This window comes from Streptomyces sp. A0958 (assembly GCF_004795035.1).
GTDB lineage: Bacteria > Actinomycetota > Actinomycetes > Streptomycetales > Streptomycetaceae > Streptomyces.
The window spans coordinates 1-19,195 of sequence record NZ_SSBK01000046.1; the positions used below are offsets into that span (position 1 = coordinate 1).

13 protein-coding genes, 1 pseudogene and 1 riboswitch are annotated in these 19,195 nt (G+C 72.9%); of the genes and pseudogenes, 9 read left to right on the plus strand and 5 right to left on the minus strand.

Annotated elements, in window-relative coordinates:
• Positions 1 to 151 precede the first annotated feature (151 nt).
• Positions 152 to 1,042, minus strand: a complete 891-nt coding sequence (locus E6P78_RS29230; protein WP_136206653.1) for a LysM peptidoglycan-binding domain-containing protein — start codon at positions 1,040 to 1,042, stop codon at positions 152 to 154.
• Positions 1,043 to 1,047: 5 nt separating this feature from the next.
• Positions 1,048 to 1,230: riboswitch (cyclic di-AMP (ydaO/yuaA leader) on the minus strand.
• A gap of 301 nt (positions 1,231 to 1,531) precedes the next feature.
• The gene (locus tag E6P78_RS29235; protein WP_136206654.1) at positions 1,532 to 2,266 is read right to left on the minus strand and encodes an ABC transporter ATP-binding protein; all 735 of its coding nucleotides are present in this window, start codon (positions 2,264 to 2,266) and stop codon (positions 1,532 to 1,534) included.
• Between the two features lie 532 nt (positions 2,267 to 2,798).
• On the opposite strand from E6P78_RS29235, the gene E6P78_RS29245 reads away from it, so the two are divergent.
• From E6P78_RS29245 to E6P78_RS29275, 7 genes and pseudogenes are all read left to right on the plus strand, one after another.
• Positions 2,799 to 3,101 carry a hypothetical protein gene (locus tag E6P78_RS29245; protein ID WP_346765635.1) on the plus strand — a complete coding sequence of 101 codons (303 nt, stop codon included), beginning with the start codon at positions 2,799 to 2,801 and terminating at the stop codon, positions 3,099 to 3,101.
• Complete coding sequence (locus E6P78_RS29250; RefSeq protein ID WP_136206656.1) at positions 3,098 to 3,895, plus strand: 2,3-dihydro-2,3-dihydroxybenzoate dehydrogenase; 798 nt, start codon at positions 3,098 to 3,100, stop codon at positions 3,893 to 3,895. Before E6P78_RS29245 ends, E6P78_RS29250 begins: the two co-directional genes overlap by 4 nt.
• A 60-nt stretch (positions 3,896 to 3,955) precedes the next feature.
• Positions 3,956 to 5,167 (plus strand): isochorismate synthase, encoded by a 1,212-nt coding sequence (locus tag E6P78_RS29255; RefSeq protein ID WP_136206657.1) that lies wholly within the window; start codon positions 3,956 to 3,958, stop codon positions 5,165 to 5,167.
• On the plus strand, positions 5,164 to 6,858 hold the full coding sequence (locus E6P78_RS29260; RefSeq protein WP_136206658.1) for a (2,3-dihydroxybenzoyl)adenylate synthase: 1,695 nt from the start codon (positions 5,164 to 5,166) through the stop codon (positions 6,856 to 6,858). Before E6P78_RS29255 ends, E6P78_RS29260 begins: the two co-directional genes overlap by 4 nt.
• A 32-nt stretch (positions 6,859 to 6,890) precedes the next feature.
• A complete protein-coding gene (locus E6P78_RS29265) occupies positions 6,891 to 7,523 on the plus strand; it encodes an isochorismatase family protein (RefSeq protein ID WP_136206659.1) in 633 nt (210 codons plus the stop codon).
• Positions 7,524 to 7,617: 94 nt separating this feature from the next.
• Positions 7,618 to 9,353, plus strand: a pseudogene (locus tag E6P78_RS29270) (condensation domain-containing protein); the annotation flags it as partial.
• A 188-nt stretch (positions 9,354 to 9,541) separates the two neighbouring features.
• Complete coding sequence (locus E6P78_RS29275) at positions 9,542 to 11,752, plus strand: AAA family ATPase (protein WP_136206660.1); 2,211 nt, start codon at positions 9,542 to 9,544, stop codon at positions 11,750 to 11,752.
• Positions 11,753 to 11,904: 152 nt separating this feature from the next.
• Here the strand turns inward: E6P78_RS29275 and katG are convergent, their stop codons facing one another.
• On the minus strand, positions 11,905 to 14,136 hold the full coding sequence (gene katG, locus E6P78_RS29280) for a catalase/peroxidase HPI (RefSeq protein ID WP_136206661.1): 2,232 nt from the start codon (positions 14,134 to 14,136) through the stop codon (positions 11,905 to 11,907).
• A 341-nt stretch (positions 14,137 to 14,477) separates the two neighbouring features.
• On the opposite strand from katG, the gene E6P78_RS29285 reads away from it, so the two are divergent.
• The gene (locus E6P78_RS29285) at positions 14,478 to 15,239 is read left to right on the plus strand and encodes a hypothetical protein (protein WP_240799417.1); all 762 of its coding nucleotides are present in this window, start codon (positions 14,478 to 14,480) and stop codon (positions 15,237 to 15,239) included.
• On the opposite strand, the gene E6P78_RS29290 is transcribed toward E6P78_RS29285, so the two are convergent.
• Positions 15,236 to 15,853 (minus strand): class I SAM-dependent methyltransferase, encoded by a 618-nt coding sequence (locus E6P78_RS29290; protein ID WP_136206663.1) that lies wholly within the window; start codon positions 15,851 to 15,853, stop codon positions 15,236 to 15,238. The genes E6P78_RS29285 and E6P78_RS29290 overlap by 4 nt on opposite strands.
• 141 nt (positions 15,854 to 15,994) lie before the next feature.
• On the opposite strand from E6P78_RS29290, the gene E6P78_RS29295 reads away from it, so the two are divergent.
• Entirely contained in the window at positions 15,995 to 16,747 is a 753-nt protein-coding gene (locus tag E6P78_RS29295) for an ABC transporter ATP-binding protein (protein ID WP_136206664.1), read from the plus strand.
• Positions 16,748 to 16,900: 153 nt separating this feature from the next.
• On the opposite strand, the gene E6P78_RS29300 is transcribed toward E6P78_RS29295, so the two are convergent.
• Positions 16,901 to 19,144: a serine/threonine-protein kinase gene (locus E6P78_RS29300; protein ID WP_136206665.1), complete on the minus strand. Its 2,244-nt coding sequence runs from the start codon at positions 19,142 to 19,144 to the stop codon at positions 16,901 to 16,903.
• Positions 19,145 to 19,195: the final 51 nt, after the last annotated feature.

Here is a 19,195-nt window from a genome sequence, read left to right on the forward strand (position 1 = left end):
GCAAGCGCTGGACCATGCGATGGAAGGCCGCACTCCAAGCCTTCGACATCACCTTCAACGGCCGGCTCACCGCCGGACGCCGGTAGAAACAATCAACCGAGTCCCACCGTTCGCTGTACAGACCCCCGCCCCGAGCGCGGGACCGCTCGGATCAGTAGGCGCCGAAGACGTTGTCCATCGAGCCGTAGGTGGCGGCGGCGTAGTTGCACGCGGCCGTGATGTTGGCGACCGGGTCGAAGATGTCCATCGAGGTGCCGGGCACGTGGTAGGCGTCGAAGGTGGGCTGGATCACCTGGAGCAGACCCTTGGAGGGCGTGCCGGCGACAGCGTTGGAGTCCCAGTTGTTGACGGCGAGGGGGTTGCCGGAGGACTCGCGGATGACGTTGCGGTAGATGCCGTCGTAGCTGCCGGGGATGCCGTTCTGGGCCATGACGGCGAGGGATTCCTTGATCCAGCCGTCGAGGTCGTTGGTGTACGCGGTGGCCGCCTGCGTCTCGGTGGTCGCCTGCGTCTCGGTGGTCGCGGCGGTCTCCTCGGCGACCGGCACGGCCGTGCGCTCGGAGCGGTCGGCGCGGTCGGCGCTCTCGGCCCGCGCGGTGGTGCCGGCCTTCTTCTCGGCGTTCTCCGCCTTGAATTCGCTCTTCTTCGCGGCCTTCGGGGCGGCGGCCTCCGACTGGGCGCCGATGGTCAGCTTCAGACCCGGGTGAATGAGGTCGGGGTTGCTGCCGACAACACTCCGGTTGTCCTTGTACAGGCGCTCCCAGCCACCGCTGAGGGAATGGCCCCGGGCGATCTTGTAAAGCGAATCGCCGGAGATCACGGAATAGGTGGTGGGCGTGGCCTTGCGCACGGCAATTTCCTTGCCGGCAACGGAAGTCGGGGCGGCGGCCTTTTCGGCGACGACGGACTTCGCGGGTGCCGCGGAAGCCGATCCGGCGGTCATCAGGGGGAGCGCGAGAACGGCTCCGCCCGCGCTCACGGCGATGAAACCGCGGGTCAGGGACGTGGACTTGGCACGACGGTGCTTACCCGGGATGGGCATGGCGCTTTTCCTCTCCGCCGCCTGCGAGGTGAGCTGTCGGGTTCGGACTGGAGATGTCCGGCCGCACATGGCGACTTCACCCCTAGCCGCTCCGGATACCGGACCGGCGGCAAACCTGGGTCCCCCGCTCCTGCCGTACGTGAGTGGTCGGGTCCCCGGACGGCGGCAGGATTCGGCGTTCCGTCCGGATTGATTGACGGTGACCGTAAGCGAGAAACGGCGGCCGGAACAAGCCCGGAATTCGTGATCACAATTGTTTTACAAGATCAATCAAAGGAAATGCTCATGATCGACCGCGGCGAAGGAAGTCAACTTTCTTGGCACGTCTGGGAACCGACGCATCGGATCATGCGTCAGGGATGGCAAACGTGATGCTGACCACTGCGCCCGAAAGGGGCGATTTAGTCAGTGTTCACACCTTTGAGCACGCCCAAAAGCCCCTCGAAGTCTTCTTCTTAGCCTTTCGGTCATAAGTGAGCAATTAGGACATCACTGCATGGCGCTCGGCTGCGTATCCGCGCCCGCACGGCCGCGCGGTACGACGACCGGTGAGCCGTCGACGGGCGCGCGCAGGATGTCCGCTTCCAGCCCGTACAGCTCCTTCACCAGCGCCCCCTCGACCGTCTCGCGGGGAGCGCCCTCGGCGATGACGCGGCCGTCCTTCATGGCGACGAGCCGGTCGGCGTAGCGGGCGGTGGCCGTCAGGTCGTGCTGGACCATCACGATCGGGCGGCCGGTGGCGGCGACCTCGCGGACGAGTTCCAGGACCTCCACGGCGTGGCCGAGGTCGAGGGCGCTGGTGGGTTCGTCGAGCAGGACGAGCGGCGTCCGCCGGGCGCGGACCATCGCGAGCCGGCCGCGCAGGCGCTGCCCGCCGGAGAGCCGGTCGACGCGTTCCCCGGCCAGGGCGGTGGTGCCGGTGGCGTCCAGCGCGCCGCGTACGCCCGCTCGTCCTCGCGCGACCGCTGCCGCAGGAGCCCCTGGTGGGGGGCTGCGGCCGTAGCGTACGAGCCCTGCCACGGTGATGGCCTCGGGGGCGCGCGGCGACTGGGGCAGCAGGACCACCCGGTGCGCCGCCCGGCGTCGGCTCAGCTCCCAGATGTCCGCGCCGTCCACCAGGACCGCGCCGGAGGCGGGGTGGTGGAGCCGGGCGACGGTGCGCAACAGGGCGGACTTACCGCAGCCGTTGGGGCCCACGACGGCGACGACCTGTCCGGCGGGCACCGCGAGAGGGTGTCCGACAGGCCCATTCCGGTCGACCTCGCCATCACCGCGAGCGAGCCGTTCGTCCGGTAGCGGTAGGCGTCGAAGGCGGACCGGGTGCCCCGCAGACGCACGAGGCGAGTCCGAGGGCCAGGGCGAAGGCGGTCCCCGAGTTGACGCCGACGAGTCCTGTTTCGGCGAGCGGGTTGCCGGTGGCCGCCCAGCGGACGGAACCCCCTTCCCCCGGCAGGATTTCGCTGGGAAGGGACCTTGTTTCGGACTGTCCCCCTTGCACGATCGACATATGGTTAGCCTAACCTAAGTACCCCGAGCGGATTGCGGTGGTCCCCGGGGCACTCCCCTGCCCTGAGACGACGTCAATCGCTCTGTACCGCCTCCCCCTGTCGGTTGCTACGGAACGCCCGCCCGGACCAACTCGCCCCTCGCACACAAACGGAGATCCCAGGCCATGGCGCCGCACCGCCCCCCTTCCTCCCGTCGCCCCCTCCGCCCCGCCGCGGCGGTCTCCCTGACCGGCGTCTGCGCTCTGACCATGAGCGCCCGTGGATCGTCCGACGAACCGGACGCGTCCGCCCACGCGGCCCACTCGACGCCGATCAGCGACGAGAACCTGAAGGAGATCGACGGCGACTGGCACTCCACCGGCACGCCGGCCTCCCACGGAGCGGACCGGTCCCTCGTGGACGAGCCGGCGAAGAAGCCGGCGTACCAGCGGCTCAAGGCCGTGCGCGCCGGGCACGCGACCGCGACCGACGGCACCACGTGGACGAGCCCGGGCGGCGCGCAGGCGGCCGTCTCGGTGCTCGACGACATCCGGAAGGCGATGGTCAAGTGAGCACCGCTCAGGAACTCACCGGCCGGCTGGCCCTCGTGACGGGAGCGGGCCGCGGCATAGGCGAGGCGGTCGTGCGGGCCCTCGTCGAACGCGGCTGCCGGGTCCTGGCGACCGACGTGGACCGCGAAGGGGTCGACGCCCTCGCCCGCGAGCACGGCGGGAGCGTCGTCGCACGGGCGCTCGACGTCACGGACGCGGCGGCCGTCGAATCCCTCGTCGCCGAGGCCGAGGAAACGGTCGGCGCACTCGACATCGCGGTCAACGTCGCCGGAATACTGCGCTGTTCGCCCGTCTCGGAGCTGACGGACGAGGACTGGGCGGCGACGTTCGCCGTCAACACCAACGGGGTCTTCCACGTCTCGCGGTCCGTCTCGCGCCGGATGGCCGAGCGCGGCTCGGGCAGCATCGTCACCGTCGCCTCCAACGCCGCGGGCATACCCCGCACGACCATGGCGGCGTACGCCGCGTCGAAGGCCGCCTCCGTCATGTTCACCAAGTGTCTCGGCCTGGAACTGGCGCCCCGGGGCGTGCGGTGCAACACGGTCTCGCCGGGCTCCACCCTCACCGACATGCAGCGCGGGATGTGGCCGGCCGGTGAGGAGCGGGACGACGGGCCCGCCGCCCGGCGCGTCATAGCGGGGGACCTCGCGAGCTACCGCACGGGCATCCCGCTCGGCCGGATCGCCGAGCCGTCGGACATCGCCGAGGCGGTCGCCTTCCTCGTGTCCGACCGGGCCCGCCACATCACCCTGCACGACCTCTACGTCGACGGCGGCGCCACCCTGCGGGCCTGACCGGCACGCACGGCGTCATTGACAGCGGCTCGCAGCCCTCCCCCACTGGAGACAACCACGATGTCTGCCTCACTGCGCGTACCCACCGTCCCGCCCCTGGCCACCCCACCGCATCCCCGCTCCGCCGGCCCGGCCACCGCGCTCCTGGACGCCTACCGGCCGGGCACGGACCGCTTCCTCGCCTCGCCCGGCCGCACCCTGCTCGGCACCGGCACCGCCGCCGAGGTCCCGCACGACGACAGACCACCCGCCGTCCGCGTACAGGAAGCCCTGGACGCCGCCCGACGGGCCGGGAACGCGGCGCCGGTCGTCATGGGCTCGCTGCCCTTCGACCCGCGGGCGGCTGCCTCGCTGGCCGTCCCGCAGACCGTGCGCCGGGCCCCCGCCCTGCGCGACGACCCATTCGTCGCCCTGCCCGTCCCGGCCGCCGAGCCCGGCACCTGGCAGACCCGGGAGGTCCCCGCGGCGGCCGGCTACGCCGCGGCCGTGGACGCGGCGGTGCGGCGGATGCGCGCGGGCGAGTTCGACAAGGTCGTCCTCGCCCGGACCCTGGAGCTGACCTCCTCCCGCGACCCCGATCTGCCCGCCATGCTGCGCCGGCTGGCCCGGCACGACCCCGGCGGCTACACCTTCGCCGTCCCCAGCGGCCCCGGCCGCACCCTCATCGGCGCCAGCCCCGAACTCCTCGTCGCCCGCACCAGCGACCGGCTCACCGCCAACCCGCTGGCCGGGTCCGCGCCCCGCAGCGGCGACCTCGCCGAGGACGTGCGGCGGGCGGCCGCGCTGCTGGAGTCGCCCAAGGACCTCCACGAGCACGCCGTCGTCGTCGATGCCGTGCGCGAAGCCCTCGCGCCGTTCTGCGCCGGCCTGGACGTGCCCGAACAGCCCACGCTGGTACGGACGGAGGCCATGTGGCACCTGTCCACGACCGTCACCGGCACCCTCGCGGACCCCGCCACGACCTCCCTCGCCCTCGCCTCCGCGCTGCACCCCACGCCCGCCGTGTGCGGCACGCCCACCGACGTGGCGCGGGCCGTCATCGCGGAGTCGGAGCCCTTCGAGCGGGGCGCCTACACCGGCATGGTCGGCTGGCAGGACGCGGACGGCGACGGTGAGTGGGTGGTGACGATCCGCTGCGCCGAGGCGGAGGGCCGCTCCCTGCGGCTGTTCGCCGGCGCCGGCGTGGTCGCCGCCTCCTCGCCCGAAGCCGAAACCGCCGAGACCGGCGCCAAGTTCCGTACGTTCCTCAACGCCGTGGGAGCCGCCCTGTGAGCACCGCACCGCACGAAGACGCACCGACCTGGCCCGCCGAGTTCGCCGCCCGCTACCGGGCGGCCGGGCACTGGCGCGGCGAGACGTTCACGAGCATGCTGCGCGAACGGGCCGAGGCCCACGGCGACCGCGTCGCGCTGGTCGACCCGGCGCCCGTGCGCCGCGCCTGGACGTACCGCGAACTCGACGAGCGGGCGGCCCGGCTGGCGGCCGGCTTCCGGGCGCGCGGGATAGCCAAGGGCGACCGGGTCGTCGTCCAGCTGCCGAACATCGCCGAGTTCGCCGAGGTCGTCTTCGCCCTCTTCCGGATCGGCGCGCTGCCCGTCTACGCGCTGCCCGCCCACCGGGAGACGGAGATCGGCTACTTCTGCTCCTTCGCCGAGGCCGTCGCCTACGTGATCCCGGACCGGCACGCCGGATTCGACCACCGCACGCTGGCGACCGCCGTACAGGAGCGGACACCCACCCTGAAGCACGTGTTCGTCGTCGGCGACCCGGGCGGGCACACCGCCCTGTCCGACGTGCCGTGCGAGGAGACCTCGGCGCCCGAGGACGGCCCCGAGCCGCACGACCTGGCCTTCCTCCAGCTGTCGGGCGGCACCACCGGGGTGCCCAAGCTCATCCCCCGTACGCACGACGACTACATCTACTCGCTGCGCGGCTCCAACGAGATCTGCGGTGTCGACGCGGACACCCGCTACCTCGTCGTCCTGCCCGCGGCGCACAACTTCCCGATGAGCTCGCCCGGTTGGCTCGGCACGCTGTATGCCGGCGGCACGGTCGTCCTGTGCCCGCGCCCCGACCCCGCGACGGCCTTCCCGATCATCGAGCGCGAGCGCGTCACGATGACGGGCATGGTGCCGCCGCTCGCCCTGGTGTGGACCGAGGCCGCCCCCGGCGCGGAGCAGGACCTGTCGAGCCTGGGGCTGGTCCTGGTCGGCGGCGCCAAGTACAGCGAGACGGCGGCCCGCCGCCTGGAGCCCGCGCTCGGCTGCCGGCTGATGCAGGTCTTCGGCATGGCCGAGGGCCTGGTCAACTACACCCGCCTGGACGACGACCACGAGACCGTGGTCACCACCCAGGGCCGGCCGATCTCCGAGGACGACGAGATCCGCATCCTGGACGACGCCGGACAGGAGGTCGCCGAGGGCGACTTCGGGCACCTGCTGACCCGGGGCCCGTACACGATCCGCGGCTACTGGCGCGCACCCGAACACAACAGGTCGGCGTTCACCGAGGACGGTTTCTACCGTACGGGCGACATCGTGCGCCGCACCCCGGGCGGCCACCTCGTGGTCGAGGGCCGGGCGAAGGACCAGATCAACCGGGGCGGCGAGAAGGTCGCGCCGGAGGAGATCGAGAACATCATCCTCGCCCACCCGTCCGTGCACGACGTGTCGGTGGTCGGTGTGGCCGACGCGTATCTCGGCGAACGCACCCTCGCCTACGTGATCCTGCGCGAGGAATCCGGACCGCTCGGCGCCCTGGCCGTGAAAAGACATGTGCGCGAGCGCGGAGTCGCCGCGTACAAGGTCCCCGACCTGGTCGAGTTCGTGGACGTCTTCCCGCAGACCGGGATCGGCAAGGTCAGCAAGAAGGGCCTGCGTTCCGAATCCGCCCCCGAATCCGCCGAATCCGCCCCCGAACCCGCCGAATCCGCGTCCGCCCCCTCTCCCGCCGAGCAGCACTGAGCCCGCCCCGAGCGGCACCGAAAGGCCTCCTCATGGCACTCCCCGCCATCGCCCCCTACGCCCTGCCGGGCGCGGACGAACTCCCCGTGAACCGTGTCGGCTGGACCGTCGACCCGGCGCGCGCCGTGCTGCTCGTACACGACCTGCAGAACCATTTCCTCAGCGCCTACCGCCCCGGCGAACAGCCGCTGACCGGCATGCTGGACAACACGGCCCGCATCATCGGGACGTACCGCCGCGCCGGAATCCCGGTCGTCCACTCGGCGCAGCGCGGCGGCCAGACCGCCGAGGAGCGCGGTCTCCAGCTCGACTTCTGGGGCCCCGGCGTGGCCGACGACCCCGAGGCCCTGGCGACACCGCACGCGGTCGCGCCCGCGCCCGGTGACACGGTCCTCACCAAGTGGAAGTACAGCGCGTTCGCCCGCACCGACCTGGAGGCGCTGATCCGCGAGCAGGGCCGCGACCAGCTGGTGATCACCGGTGTGTACGCGCACATCGGGGTGCTGATGAGCGCGGCCGACGCGTGGATGCGGGACATCCAGGCGTTCGTGGTGGCCGACGCCGTCGCGGACTTCTCGCGCGAGGACCACGACATGGCGCTGCGCTGGGCGGCGGGCCGCTGCGCGGTCGTGACGACCACCGACCTGCTCCTGAAGGAGGTCTGAGCGCCGTGGCCCTCGCACCGGAACCGCCCCGCACGGGCCTCGCCGGGCAGGCCCGCGCCGAAGCCCGGTCCCCCCTGGCGGGGGCGGGTGTCTCATGACGGTCCTGTTCGCCGGCGGGGCCGCGACGGACGCGCCGGAGGCGGTACTCCCGTTGACGGCGGCCCAGTCCGGCATGTGGTACGCGCAGTCGCTCGATCCGCTGAGCCCGGCACAGAACACCGCGGAGTGCCTGGAGATCGACGGGCCGCTCGACCCGGAGGTCTTCGCCACCGCGCTGCGCCGGGTCGTCGCCGAGACGGACGCGCTGCGCGTGCGCGTGGAGGACACGCCCGGCGGGCCGCTCCAGCGCGTCGCCGCCTCGGTCGGACTGCCGCTGACCGTGAACGATCTGCGGGGCGTGCCGGACGCGCGGGGGCGGGCGCCGGCATGGATGCGGGCGGATCTCGCGGAGCCGTGCGACCTGGCGGCGGGCCCGCTGTTCGGGCACGCGCTGTTCCGGGTCGGGGACGAGCGCTGGCTCTGGTACCAGCGCGTCCACCACCTCGTCATGGACGGCTTCGGCCACGCGCTCCTCGTGCGGCGCACCGCCGAGGTCTACTCGGCGCTCGCCCGGGGCGCCGACCCCGCTCCGCGCCGCTTCGGCACGCTCGCCGGTCTCGTCGCGCAGGACGCCGCCTACCGGGACTCGGAGGCGTTCGACGCGGAGCGTGCCCACTGGTCGGCCGCGTTCGCCGACCGGCCCGGGGTGCCGAGGCTCGCGGGCCGGGGCGCGCTGCCCTCCCGTACGTCCCTGCGGCGCACCGCCCATCTGGGCCCGGAGGCCACCGGGCGGGTGCGGGACCTGGCGACGCTGCTCCGCGCGACCTGGCCCGAGGTGCTGATCGCCGCGCAGGCGCTGTACGTGTCCCGGGCGACGGGCCGCCGCGACGTGGTGCTGGGGCTGCCGATGACGGGCCGGGCGGGGTCGGTGGCGCTGCGGGTGCCGGGCATGGTGACGAATGTGCTGCCGCTGCGGGTGACCGTCGAGCCGGAGGCGACCTTCGGTGAACTGGTGCGCGAGGTGGTCCTCGGCATCCGCACGGTCCGCCGCCACCAGCGTTACCGCTACGAGGACATTCGCCGCGATCTGCGACTGCTCGGCGTGAGCCGGGCGCTGGTCGGCCCGCTCGTCAACGTGGTGCCGTTCGGTTACGGCGTGGACTTCGCCGGTGCGCCGGCCCGGGCCCGCGATCTGTCGGCCGGCCCGGTCGACGACCTGACCCTCAACATCCACGACCGCGTCGACGGCCGGGGCCTGACCTTCGACCACGACGCGAATCCGGCCCTGTACGACGAGGACGCGCTCGCCGCGCACCAGGAACGCTTCCTGCACCTTGTGGAGCGGCTGGCCGAGGCGGGCCCCCGCACCCCGCTCGCCGCGCACGGCATCGCCACGCCCGCCGAACTGGAGCTGGTCACCGACCAGTTCGTCCGCACCGGCCGCGAGCTGCCGCCGACGACCCTGATCGGCGCGATCGAGGCGCAGGCCGTCCGCACCCCGGACGCGACCGCGCTGGTGTACGGGGAGGTCTCCCTCACCTACGCGGAGCTGAACACCCGGGCCAACCGGCTGGCCCGCCATCTGCGGACCCTGGGCGCCCGGACCGGGCGGTGGTGGCGGTGGCGGTGCCGCGCTCGGTGGAGCTGGTCGTCTCGCTGCTCGCCGTGCTGAAGTCCGGGGCCGCCTATCTGCCGCTGGACCCGGAGTACCCCGCGCGGCGGATCGCGCACACGCTGCGGGACGCGGACCCGGTCTGCGTCGTCGCCGACCGCGCGGACCGCCTCCCCGAAGGCACGGCAACGCCCAGGTGGTGCTGGAGTCCCTAAAGAAAAAATCCCCGGTCCGAAATTGCGGACCGGGGATTTTCGCGAGTATATTGAGGGGTTCTGTGCGCCCACAGAAAAGGCCCCTCACAGGGGGCCACAAGAAACACCATATCCGCCAGGGAGCAATTTTGTCAACTCGGGAAAGTACCGAATTGCAGAAGGAGCAGGAATTCATCGACCGGCTCTACGACCGCGTCGACGTGCTGCGCGGCGTCGCCGCCCAGCGGGTCCAGGACGCCCTGACGCCCGTCGGTACCGGTCTGCAGGCCCGGCTCGAACGTGATGTGCTCGTCTCCGAGCGCTCAGGTCTGCTCGCCGCCCTGAACGCGGTCGACGGCTCGCTGTGTTTCGGTCGCATCGACCTTTCGGACGGCGCCGCGCACCATATCGGCCGTATCGGAATCCGCGAGGACGACACCGAGCACACGCCCATGCTGATCGACTGGCGCGCACCGGTCGCCCGCCCCTTCTACCTCGCCACCGGCCACACCCCGATGGGTCTGCGCAGGCGCCGGCACATCACCACCGAGGGCCGCTCGGTCACCGAGCTGCACGACGAGATCCTTGATGTCGGGGACCGGGAGCGCACCGGCTTCGAGGACCCGAGCGGCGACACCGTCCTGCTCGCCGCCGTGAACTCCGCGCGCACCGGCCGCATGGCCGACATCGTGCGGACCATCCAGGCGGAGCAGGACCGCATCATCCGCGCCCCGCACCGCGGTGTCCTCGTCGTGGAGGGCGGCCCCGGCACCGGCAAGACGGCGGTGGCGCTGCACCGGGCGGCGTTCCTGCTGTACGAGCACCGCGAGCTGCTGGCCAAGCGCGCCGTCCTGATCGTGGGCCCCAACCCGGCGTTCCTCAGCTACATCGGCGAGGTGCTGCCCGCGCTCGGCGAGACCGGTGTCCTGCTCGCCACGCAGGCCGAGCTCTTCCCCGGGGTCCACGCCCGCGGCACCGACACGCCCCGCGCCGCCGCGGTGAAGGGCGGCGCGGCCATGGCCGAGGCGCTGGCCCTGGCCGTGCGCGACCGGCAGCGGCTGCCCGAGCCCGGTGCGCCGCTGATCGTCCCGCACGACGACGGCGACCTGGTCCTGGACTGGGAGATCGCCTACGAGGCACGGCAGGCGGCGCGCGACACCCGGCTGCCGTACAACCTCGCCCGGCCGCACTTCGCCTTCCGGATCATCGACGCCCTGACCGCGCAGCTCACCGAGCGCATCGGCGCCGACCCGTACGGCGGTCCCAACTTCCTCGGCCCCGACGACATCGCCCAGCTCGGCAAGGGCGTCGCCGTCAGCCGGGAGGTGCACGCCGCCATCGACGAGCTGTGGCCGCCCCTCACCCCGGAGGGCTTCCTCGCCGACTACCTCGCCGAGCCGGTCCACGTACCGGAGGCGGACGCCGAGGCCATCCGGCGCGCGCCCGGCGAGGGCGGCTGGACGCCGGCCGACGTACCCCTGCTGGACGAGGCTGCCGAAGTCCTCGGGGTCGACGACAGCGCCGAGCGGGCGGCCGCCGAGGCCGAGCGCCAAGAGCGGATCGCGTACGCCCAGGGGGTGCTGGAGCTGTCCAGGGGCTCGGAGTCCTTCGAGTTCGAGGACGAGGAGTCGGAGCTGCTCGCCGCCCACGACATCATCGACGCCGAACGGATGGCGGAGCGGCAGGAGGAGGCCGACCACCGCAGCGCGGCCGAGCGCGCCGCAGCCGACCGGACCTGGGCGTTCGGGCACATCATCGTGGACGAGGCGCAGGAGCTGTCCCCGATGGCGTGGCGGCTGCTGATGCGCCGGTCCCCGACCCGGTCGATGACGCTGGTGGGCGACCCGGCGCAGACCTCGGAGGAGGCGGGGGTCGGCTCGTGGAAGGAGATCCTTGAGCCGTACGTGGGCGACCGCTTCGAGCACGTACGGCTGGGGGTCAACTACCGTACGCCCGCCGAGATCATGGAGCTGGCGGCGAAGGTGCTGCGGGCCGAGGACCCGTCGTTCGAGCCGCCCGGCTCGGTGCGGTCCACCGGCGAGGTGCCGTGGGTCCGGGACGCCGGGGACGACCTGGCGGGTGCGGTGGCACGGGCGGTCGCGGAGCTGACGCCGGCGGAGGGGCGCCTCGCGGTGATCGCGCCGCGTGAGCTGCACGAGGAGATCGCCGCCCCGCTCGACGGGGTATCGGCCGGTGCCGAGCCCGATCTGACCCGCACGATGGTCCTGCTCGGCCCCCGGCAGGCCAAGGGCCTCGAATTCGACCATGTGCTGGTCGTGGAGCCCGGCCGGTTCGGGACCAGCGATCTGTACGTGGCGCTGACGCGCGCCACGCAGCGGCTGGGGATCGTGCACCGGGAGGCGCTGCCCGCGTCGCTGCGCTGACGGCTGCCGGGCAACCGGGTTCGCGGGCCGGGCTGTTGTGGGGAGGACAGCCCGGCCGGACGGACGGTGCACGCCGGTGACCCGGACGACATCGAGGTGGCCGGCTCGGGCCCACAGGTGCTGGACGTCCCCTCGGTGCCCGTACGCCGTGCTCAGACCAGGTCGAACCGGTCCAGGTTCATGACCTTGTCCCAGGCGGCGACGAAGTCGCGCACGAACTTCTCCTTCGCGTCGTCGCTGGCGTAGACCTCGGCGACGGCGCGCAGTTCGGAGTTCGACCCGAAGACGAGGTCGGCGCGGGTGCCGGTCCACCGGACCTCGCCGGTGGCGGCGTCGCGGGCCTCGAACGCGCTCGCGTCGTCGGCCGTGGACTTCCACGTCGTCCCCATGTCGAGCAGGTTGACGAAGAAGTCGTTGGTCAGGGTCCCCGGGGCGTCGGTGAGGACGCCGTGCGAGGTCTGCTGGTGGTTGGCGCCCAGGACGCGCAGGCCGCCGACGAGGACCGTCATCTCGGGCGCGCTCAGGTTCAGCAGGTTCGCCCGGTCGAGCAGCAGGTACTCGGCGGGCAGCCGGTTGCCCTTGCCCAGGTAGTTGCGGAAGCCGTCCGCGGCCGGCTCCAGCTCGACGAAGGACTCCACGTCGGTCTGCTCCTGCGAGGCGTCGACGCGGCCCGGGGTGAACGGGACCTCGATGTCGGTGCCGGCCACCCTGGCCGCCTTCTCGATCCCGGCGGCGCCCGCGAGGACGATCAGGTCGGCGAGGGAGACCTGCTTGCCGCCCCGCTGCTCGGAGTTGAAGGACTCCTGGACGGACTGGAGGGTGCGCAGGACGCCCGCGAGCCGGTCCGGGTCGTTGACCTCCCAGCCGCTCTGCGGTTCGAGGCGGATGCGCGCGCCGTTGGCGCCGCCGCGCTTGTCGCTGCCGCGGAAGGACGAGGCGGAGGCCCAGGCGGTGGAGACGAGTTCGGACACCGACAGGTCCGTGGCGAGGACCTTTTCCTTGAGCGCGGCGATGTCCGCGGCGTCGATGAGCTCGTGGGTGCGGGCCGGCAGCGGGTCCTGCCAGATCATGGTCTCCTGCGGGACCTCGGGGCCGAGGTAGCGGACGACCGGGCCCATGTCGCGGTGGGTCAGCTTGAACCAGGCGCGGGCGAAGGCGTCGGCGAACTCCTCGGGGTTCTCGTGGAAGCGCCGCGAGATCTGCTCGTACGCCGGGTCGAACCGGAGCGAGAGGTCGGTGGTCAGCATGGTCGGGGCGTGGCTCTTCGACGGGTCGTGCGCGTCGGGCACCGTGCCGGCTCCGGCGCCGTCCTTCGGCCGCCACTGGTGGGCGCCGGCGGGGCTCTTGAACAGCTCCCACTCGTAGCCGAACAGGATGTTGAAGAAGCTGTTGTCCCAGGTCGTCGGCGTGTCCGTCCAGATGCCTTCGAGGCCGCTGGTGATGGTGTCGCCGCCCTTGCCGGTGCCGTACGTGCTCTCCCAGCCGAGGCCCAGGCGCTCCATCGGGGCGGCCTCGGGGTCGGGGCCCACGTGGTCGGCGGGGCCGGCGCCGTGCGTCTTGCCGAAGGTGTGGCCGCCGGCGATCAGGGCGACCGTCTCCTCGTCGTTCATCGCCATGCGGCGGAACGTCTCGCGGATGTCGCGGGCCGCGGCGATCGGGTCCGGGTTGCCGTTGGGGCCCTCGGGGTTGACGTAGATGAGGCCCATCTGCACCGCGCCGAGGGGGTTTTCCAGCTCCCGGTCGCCGGTGTAGCGCTCGTCGCCGAGCCAGGTGGTCTCGGGGCCCCAGTACACGTCCTCGTCGGGCTCCCACGCGTCGGCGCGGCCGCCGCCGAAGCCGAAGGTCTTGAAGCCCATGGTCTCCAGGGCGACGTTGCCGGTGAGGACGAGGAGGTCGGCCCAGGAGATGTTCTTGCCGTACTTCTTCTTCACCGGCCACAGCAGGCGGCGGGCCTTGTCCAGGCTCGCGTTGTCCGGCCAGCTGTTGAGCGGGGCGAAGCGCTGCTGGCCGGAGCCGGCGCCGCCGCGGCCGTCGCTGATGCGGTAGGTGCCGGCGCTGTGCCAGGCCATCCGGACCATGAAGGGGCCGTAGTTGCCGAAGTCGGCGGGCCACCAGTCCTGTGAGGACGTCAGCACCTCGGCGATGTCCCGCTTGACGGCGGGCAGGTCCAGGGCGTTGAAGGCCTCGGCGTAGTCGAAGTCCTCGCCGAGGGGGTTGGCCACGGCGGGGTTCTTGGCGAGGATTCGCACGTTGAGCCGCTCCGGCCACCACTGGCGGTTGCCGCCGCCCTGGGTCGGGTGCGGCGCGCGACCGTGTGCGACGGGGCAGCCGCCGGCCTCCTCCGACTTGGGGTCGGTGACGATCGCGTCGTGGTTCTCAGTCATGGAATTCCTTCCGGACGGGCGGATCACGGCGCTCCGGGAGTGCGGAGGGTATAGCGGCCGGACCCGTCTCGGCCCTGGTGTTGTCCTGCCCTGGCTTCGACCGGAACCGATCCTACGATGGACTTAGTCCAAGTCAATACGACACACACCCTGGAATGGATCAGCGCCCGATCCGCTCGCGCTGCCAGGCTTGCCCGCCGGCGCGGAAGGCCGAGTCGCGTACCCGAAGGGGCTCGTGGCCCGGACTGTCCGACCGCCGCCGTATATTGCCGCGCAGGGAAAAGCAGTTCGTCCGGGGGGGCTGAGCACTCATGCGATCGGATCGGACACGTCGACCGGCCATGGCGGTCGCCCTGCTGGGCGCCGTCGCCATGCTGCTTCTCGGGGCGTGCGGGACGCAGAGGGCCGCGCCCGGGGCAGGCACGCCCATCGCGTGGACCACGATGCAGCCCGCCTCGGTCACCGGTGTGCGCCTCGGCGAGGACGACCGCACGCTCCTGGTCGACACCAGCGTGCCCAGCGGCGCCGCCGCGTGCGTGCGCGACCTCAAGGCGGTGCTCACCGACCCGATGACGGACCTCGTGCGCGTACAGATCACCTTCGTCTCGCCCTCCGGGGACAGGTCGTCCGGTTGCACGAAGGAGAGCGGGGCCACGGCGAAGGTGAAGCTGCCCGAACCGCTGGGCGACCGGGACGTGGTCGTCGACAACTACACCCGCTTCACGTCCGACGGCGCCGAGGCGCCCGCGCTGCGGCTGTGCGGGGAGCTGGGCTGCACCCCGCCGGCCACCGGCTGCACCACCGGCTCCTACGAGCAGGCGGTGAAGGCGACGGACGTGCCGACGCACACGTCCCGGGACGCGGAGCGGTGCGACGGGAAGTGGCTGGTGCTGGACCTGTCGTCTCGCATGGGACCGGCCTGCGCCGGTGACACGGACCCCGCCTGCTCGTCCCGGCTGGGCGACCGCTGGTTCTACCGGGCGGAGAAGTCGGGCTGGAAACCGATCGCCCGGACGACGGCCGGCGGCTGCGGGGACGTACAACGGGTGGAACCCGCCTTCCCGTCCGCACTGTGCGCGACGTTGGAGCCGTTGTCCCGCTAGCGGGTGTCCTGCCTGCGGTGGACGCTGACGGCGTAGCCGCCGCCGTCGTACGGGGCCGCGTCCCAGGTCGCGAAGCGGTCGGCCGGGACGAGACCCGCGGCGGTGCAGCAGTCGTCGTACTCCGCCAGCGTGAGGCCGGGCTCCACCGGCAGGTGGGCCTCGTCCAGGCCGAAGCCCGCGACCAGCAGGCCCCCGGGGCGCAGGGCCGCCGACAGGCGCCGGACGACGGTGGCCTCGGTGCCGGGGGCGAGCAGCGCGAAGACGTTGCCCGCGGCGACGACGAGGTCGAAGCCCGCCTCGATGCCGAGGGCCGCCGGGTCGAACGCGGCGAGGTCGGCCCGGAACCAGGGCAGGTGCGGTGCCTGCTTCCGCGCCACGGCCAGCATCGACGGGTCGACGTCCACCCCGACGCAGTCGTACCCGAGCTCCGCGAGCCGGATCGTGACCCGCCCGGTGCCGCATCCGGCGTCCAGCACCCGCGCCCCGGCGGGCACGAGGGCCGAGCAGAACCGCGCCTCACCGTGCAGGTCCTTGCCGCTGCGGGCCAGGGCCGCGAACCGGGCGGCGTAGTCCTCCCCCGACGTGTCTCCGGTCAACTCGGTCCAGCGGTTCATGCGGCCCACTGTAGACGGGGCGGGGGGCAGGCCGGAGCGGGGGCGGGGCTCACGGCCCCGGCCATGGTTCGGTTTCCCGTACCCCCGATCCGGGGGCAGGCATGATCGATCCGGGCGCCCCGTCGGCCCAGGATGGGGGACATGGCTGAGACAGCGACACACACCGGGACCCAGACCGCCGTCCGAGCGCAGTACCTGCACCGCGAGTACGGGCGCGGCACCGCCGCCGTCCGGGCGCTGCGCGGAGTCTCCGTGGACCTCTCCCCCGGTACGTTCACGGCGGTGATGGGTCCTTCGGGCTCCGGCAAGACCACGTTGCTGCACTGCCTGGCGGGGATGGACCGGCCCACGCGGGGCTCCGTCCGGTGGGGCGGTACGGAGGTGTCCCGGCTGCCGGAGCGGCGGCTGGCGGAACTGCGGCGCGGCCGGGTCGGGTTCGTGTTCCAGGCGTTCAACCTCATGCCGGCGATGACGGTCGAGCAGAACGTCGAGCTGCCCGGCCGGCTGGCCGGTGAGCGGCCCGGCCGGGAACAGGTCCGGGACGCGCTCGCCCGGGTGGGGCTCGCCGGGCGGGAGCGGTACCGGCCGGGGCAGCTGTCCGGTGGGCAGCAGCAGCGGGTGGCGATCGCCCGAGCGCTGGTGTCGCACCCGGAGGTGCTGTTCGCGGACGAGCCGACCGGGGCGCTGGACCGGTCCACGGGGCGCGAGATCCTGGACCTGCTGCGCGCCGGGGTGGACCAGGAGGGGCAGACCTGTGTGATGGTGACCCACGATCCGGTGGCCGCCGCGTACGCGGACCGGGTGCTGCTGCTCGCCGACGGTCTGCTGGTGGACGAGCTGGTCCGGCCGACCGCCGCTCAGGTCGGCGAGCGCCTGAGCCGTCTGGGCGGCTGAGCCCGTGATCGTCCTGCTCGCTCTCGGCCGGATTCGGCGGCAGCCGGCGGCCTTCGCCGGTCTGGCGGTCGCGCTCCTTCTCGCCATCGCCACGGTGACGCTGTTCGGTTCGCTTTCCTTCGCGGCATGCGGTCTCCCCCGCCCGCCCCTGCGTCAGCCCGGCTTCGGCGGGTTCCGCGCGTCGAACGCGAAGACGGTGTTGCCGGCCGCCGCCACGATCAGCGCGCCCCCCGCGACGGTCACGCGCGGGCTCGCGCCCTGCTCGCCGGTCAGCCCGTCGGCCTGCGGGTCGGTCGTCCACAGCGATGTGCCGTCGGCCGGCGACAGCGCCACGACCCGGCCGGTGGCGGAGCTGAAGTACAGCGCCCCGTCTCCCGCTGCGGGGCCCGACGCGCCCTCCACGCTCGTCTGCCGGGACCACTTCTTCCGGCCGGTCGCGGGGTCGAGCGCCGTGACGAGACCGGTCTGTCCGCTCACGTACACGGTGCCGCCCGCCATACCGGGCGTTCCCCCGTACGTCGTGGACAGCCGGGTGTAGGCGGCCTTCCCCGACGCCGGGTCGACGCGCACCACCCCGTCGTATCCGGTCATCGCCGCCCCCTCCCAGTGTTCCTGGAGGAGTACGAGCCTGCCGTCGGCGTCGCCCATCGGCACGGCGGGACCGTCGACCGCGATGGCCTCGCCCCAGGTCCCCGAGGTGCGGTCGACCGGGTAGAGGGTGGGGTGGCGTACGGACAAGGCGGACAGCTCCGCGTCCGTCGCGCACATCGCGAGGAGGTCAGCGCCCATCGGGACGGGAGCGCACTGCTCACCGGCGGGGAACGGCTGCGTCCAGGCGATCTCGCCGCTGTGCGCGTCCCGGGCCTCGAAGGCGGTGTCGGTCGCGTCGACCGTCACGACGGCGTCGCCCATCAGCACGGCGTCCTCGGTCCGGCCCGTGACAGCGGTCGACTGGCCGCCGGCCGGGGCGGACCACAGCTCCCGGCCGCTGTCCGCGTCGATGGCCACCACCTCGGTGTCCGGGTCCTGCGGGGCGTCCTCGGCGGCGAACCGGTAGCCGAGCACCGTGTCGTCGGTGGCGCCCACCAGGTGCATGCCCTGGACGGGGATGCCGGGGCTCGAAGCCGTCCACGCACGGGAGCCGTCCACGGCGCTGATCCGCGCCGCGACGACGCCCCCGCCTCCGCAGAACACCCGGTCGCCCCGTGCGACGCACCGCAGCTCGTCGGGAATGTCCTTGCGCCCGCCCAGCACGGTCTTGTGCCAGGGCGCGAAGCCGTCCGGCAGCGCGGCCCCCGGCGCCGCGGTCGTGTTGCCGTGGTCCTTGGTGTCACTGCCGCCGATGCCGCCCGCCTGCAACGCGGTGACTCCCCCGCCGATCGCCGCGACGGCGACGGCGGCCGCGAGCACGGGCCGCCACCGGCCGCGCAACCGCCGGCCGATGGCGGTGCGGGAGTTTCCGGCGCCGGAGACGTCCGTGGCCGGGGCATTCGGTGCGGGGGTGTCCCGTGTCGCGAGGTGGTGCTCGGTGAGGACGTCGCGGGTACGGCCGGCCGCCGCCCCGGGCCCGTCCGCCGCGCTCTCGCCCAGCTCGGACGGCAGGTCCCGCAGCAGTTCGAGGAGTTCGTCCGCCGAGGGGCGGCCCTCGGGCTCCTTGTCCAGGCACGGCTCGACGACCGTCCGCAGAGCGGCCGGTACGGCGTCCAGCGACGGTTCCTCGTGGACGACCTGATAGGCGGTCAGGTAGGGGCTGTCCGCGTCGAAGGGTCCGCGTCCCGTCGCCGCGTACACCAGCAGCGTCGCCAGCGAGAAGACGTCGGAGCGCGGCCCCACGCCCCTGGGCGCCTGCAACTGCTCGGGCGACATGAAGGGCGGGGTGCCGATGACGCGTCCGGTCATCGTGAGCGTCTGCTGGTCGGCGGCGCGCGAGATGCCGAAGTCGATGACGCGCGGCCCCTCGGCCGACAGTACGACGTTCGAGGGCTTCAGGTCACGGTGGACGACGCCCACCCGGTGGATGTCGCGCAGCGCCTCCGCAAGACCGATGGCGAGGCTCCGCAGCCCGGCCCCGCTCAGCGGGCCCTCGTCGGCGATGCGCTGCGCGAGCGTCGGCCCCTCGATGTAGGCGGTCGCCATCCACGGCTGCTCGGCCTCGGGAGCGGCGTCGACCACGGCGGCGGTGAACGCTCCGCTCACCCGCCTCGCCGCCGCGACCTCCTGGCGGAAGCGGATGCGGAACTCGCTGTCACCGGCGAACTGCTGGTGGATCAGCTTGATCGCGACGGGCCGGCCCGAACTCGTACGGGCCAGGAAGACGGTGCCCATGCCTCCCGAGCCGAGGCGCGCCTCAAGCGGATAACCACCGATCTCCGCCGGATCGCCTGCGCGCAGCGACACTCTTCCCGACCTCTCGTCCCCCGGGCACCTCTGCCGCCCCGGGCCTGCGTA

Excerpts from the sequence above, each read along its gene's own strand:
- E6P78_RS29245 (WP_346765635.1), top strand. The coding sequence starts at position 2,799 with ATGAGCGCCCGTGGATCGTCCGACGAACCGGACGCGTCCGCCCACGCG.
- E6P78_RS29230 (WP_136206653.1), bottom strand. The coding sequence starts at position 1,042 with ATGCCCATCCCGGGTAAGCACCGTCGTGCCAAGTCCACGTCCCTGACC.
- E6P78_RS29255 (WP_136206657.1), top strand. The coding sequence starts at position 3,956 with ATGTCTGCCTCACTGCGCGTACCCACCGTCCCGCCCCTGGCCACCCCA.
- E6P78_RS29290 (WP_136206663.1), bottom strand. The coding sequence starts at position 15,853 with ATGAACCGCTGGACCGAGTTGACCGGAGACACGTCGGGGGAGGACTAC.
- E6P78_RS29295 (WP_136206664.1), top strand. The coding sequence starts at position 15,995 with ATGGCTGAGACAGCGACACACACCGGGACCCAGACCGCCGTCCGAGCG.
- E6P78_RS29265 (WP_136206659.1), top strand. The coding sequence starts at position 6,891 with ATGGCACTCCCCGCCATCGCCCCCTACGCCCTGCCGGGCGCGGACGAA.
- E6P78_RS29285 (WP_240799417.1), top strand. The coding sequence starts at position 14,478 with ATGGCGGTCGCCCTGCTGGGCGCCGTCGCCATGCTGCTTCTCGGGGCG.
- katG (WP_136206661.1), bottom strand. The coding sequence starts at position 14,136 with ATGACTGAGAACCACGACGCGATCGTCACCGACCCCAAGTCGGAGGAG.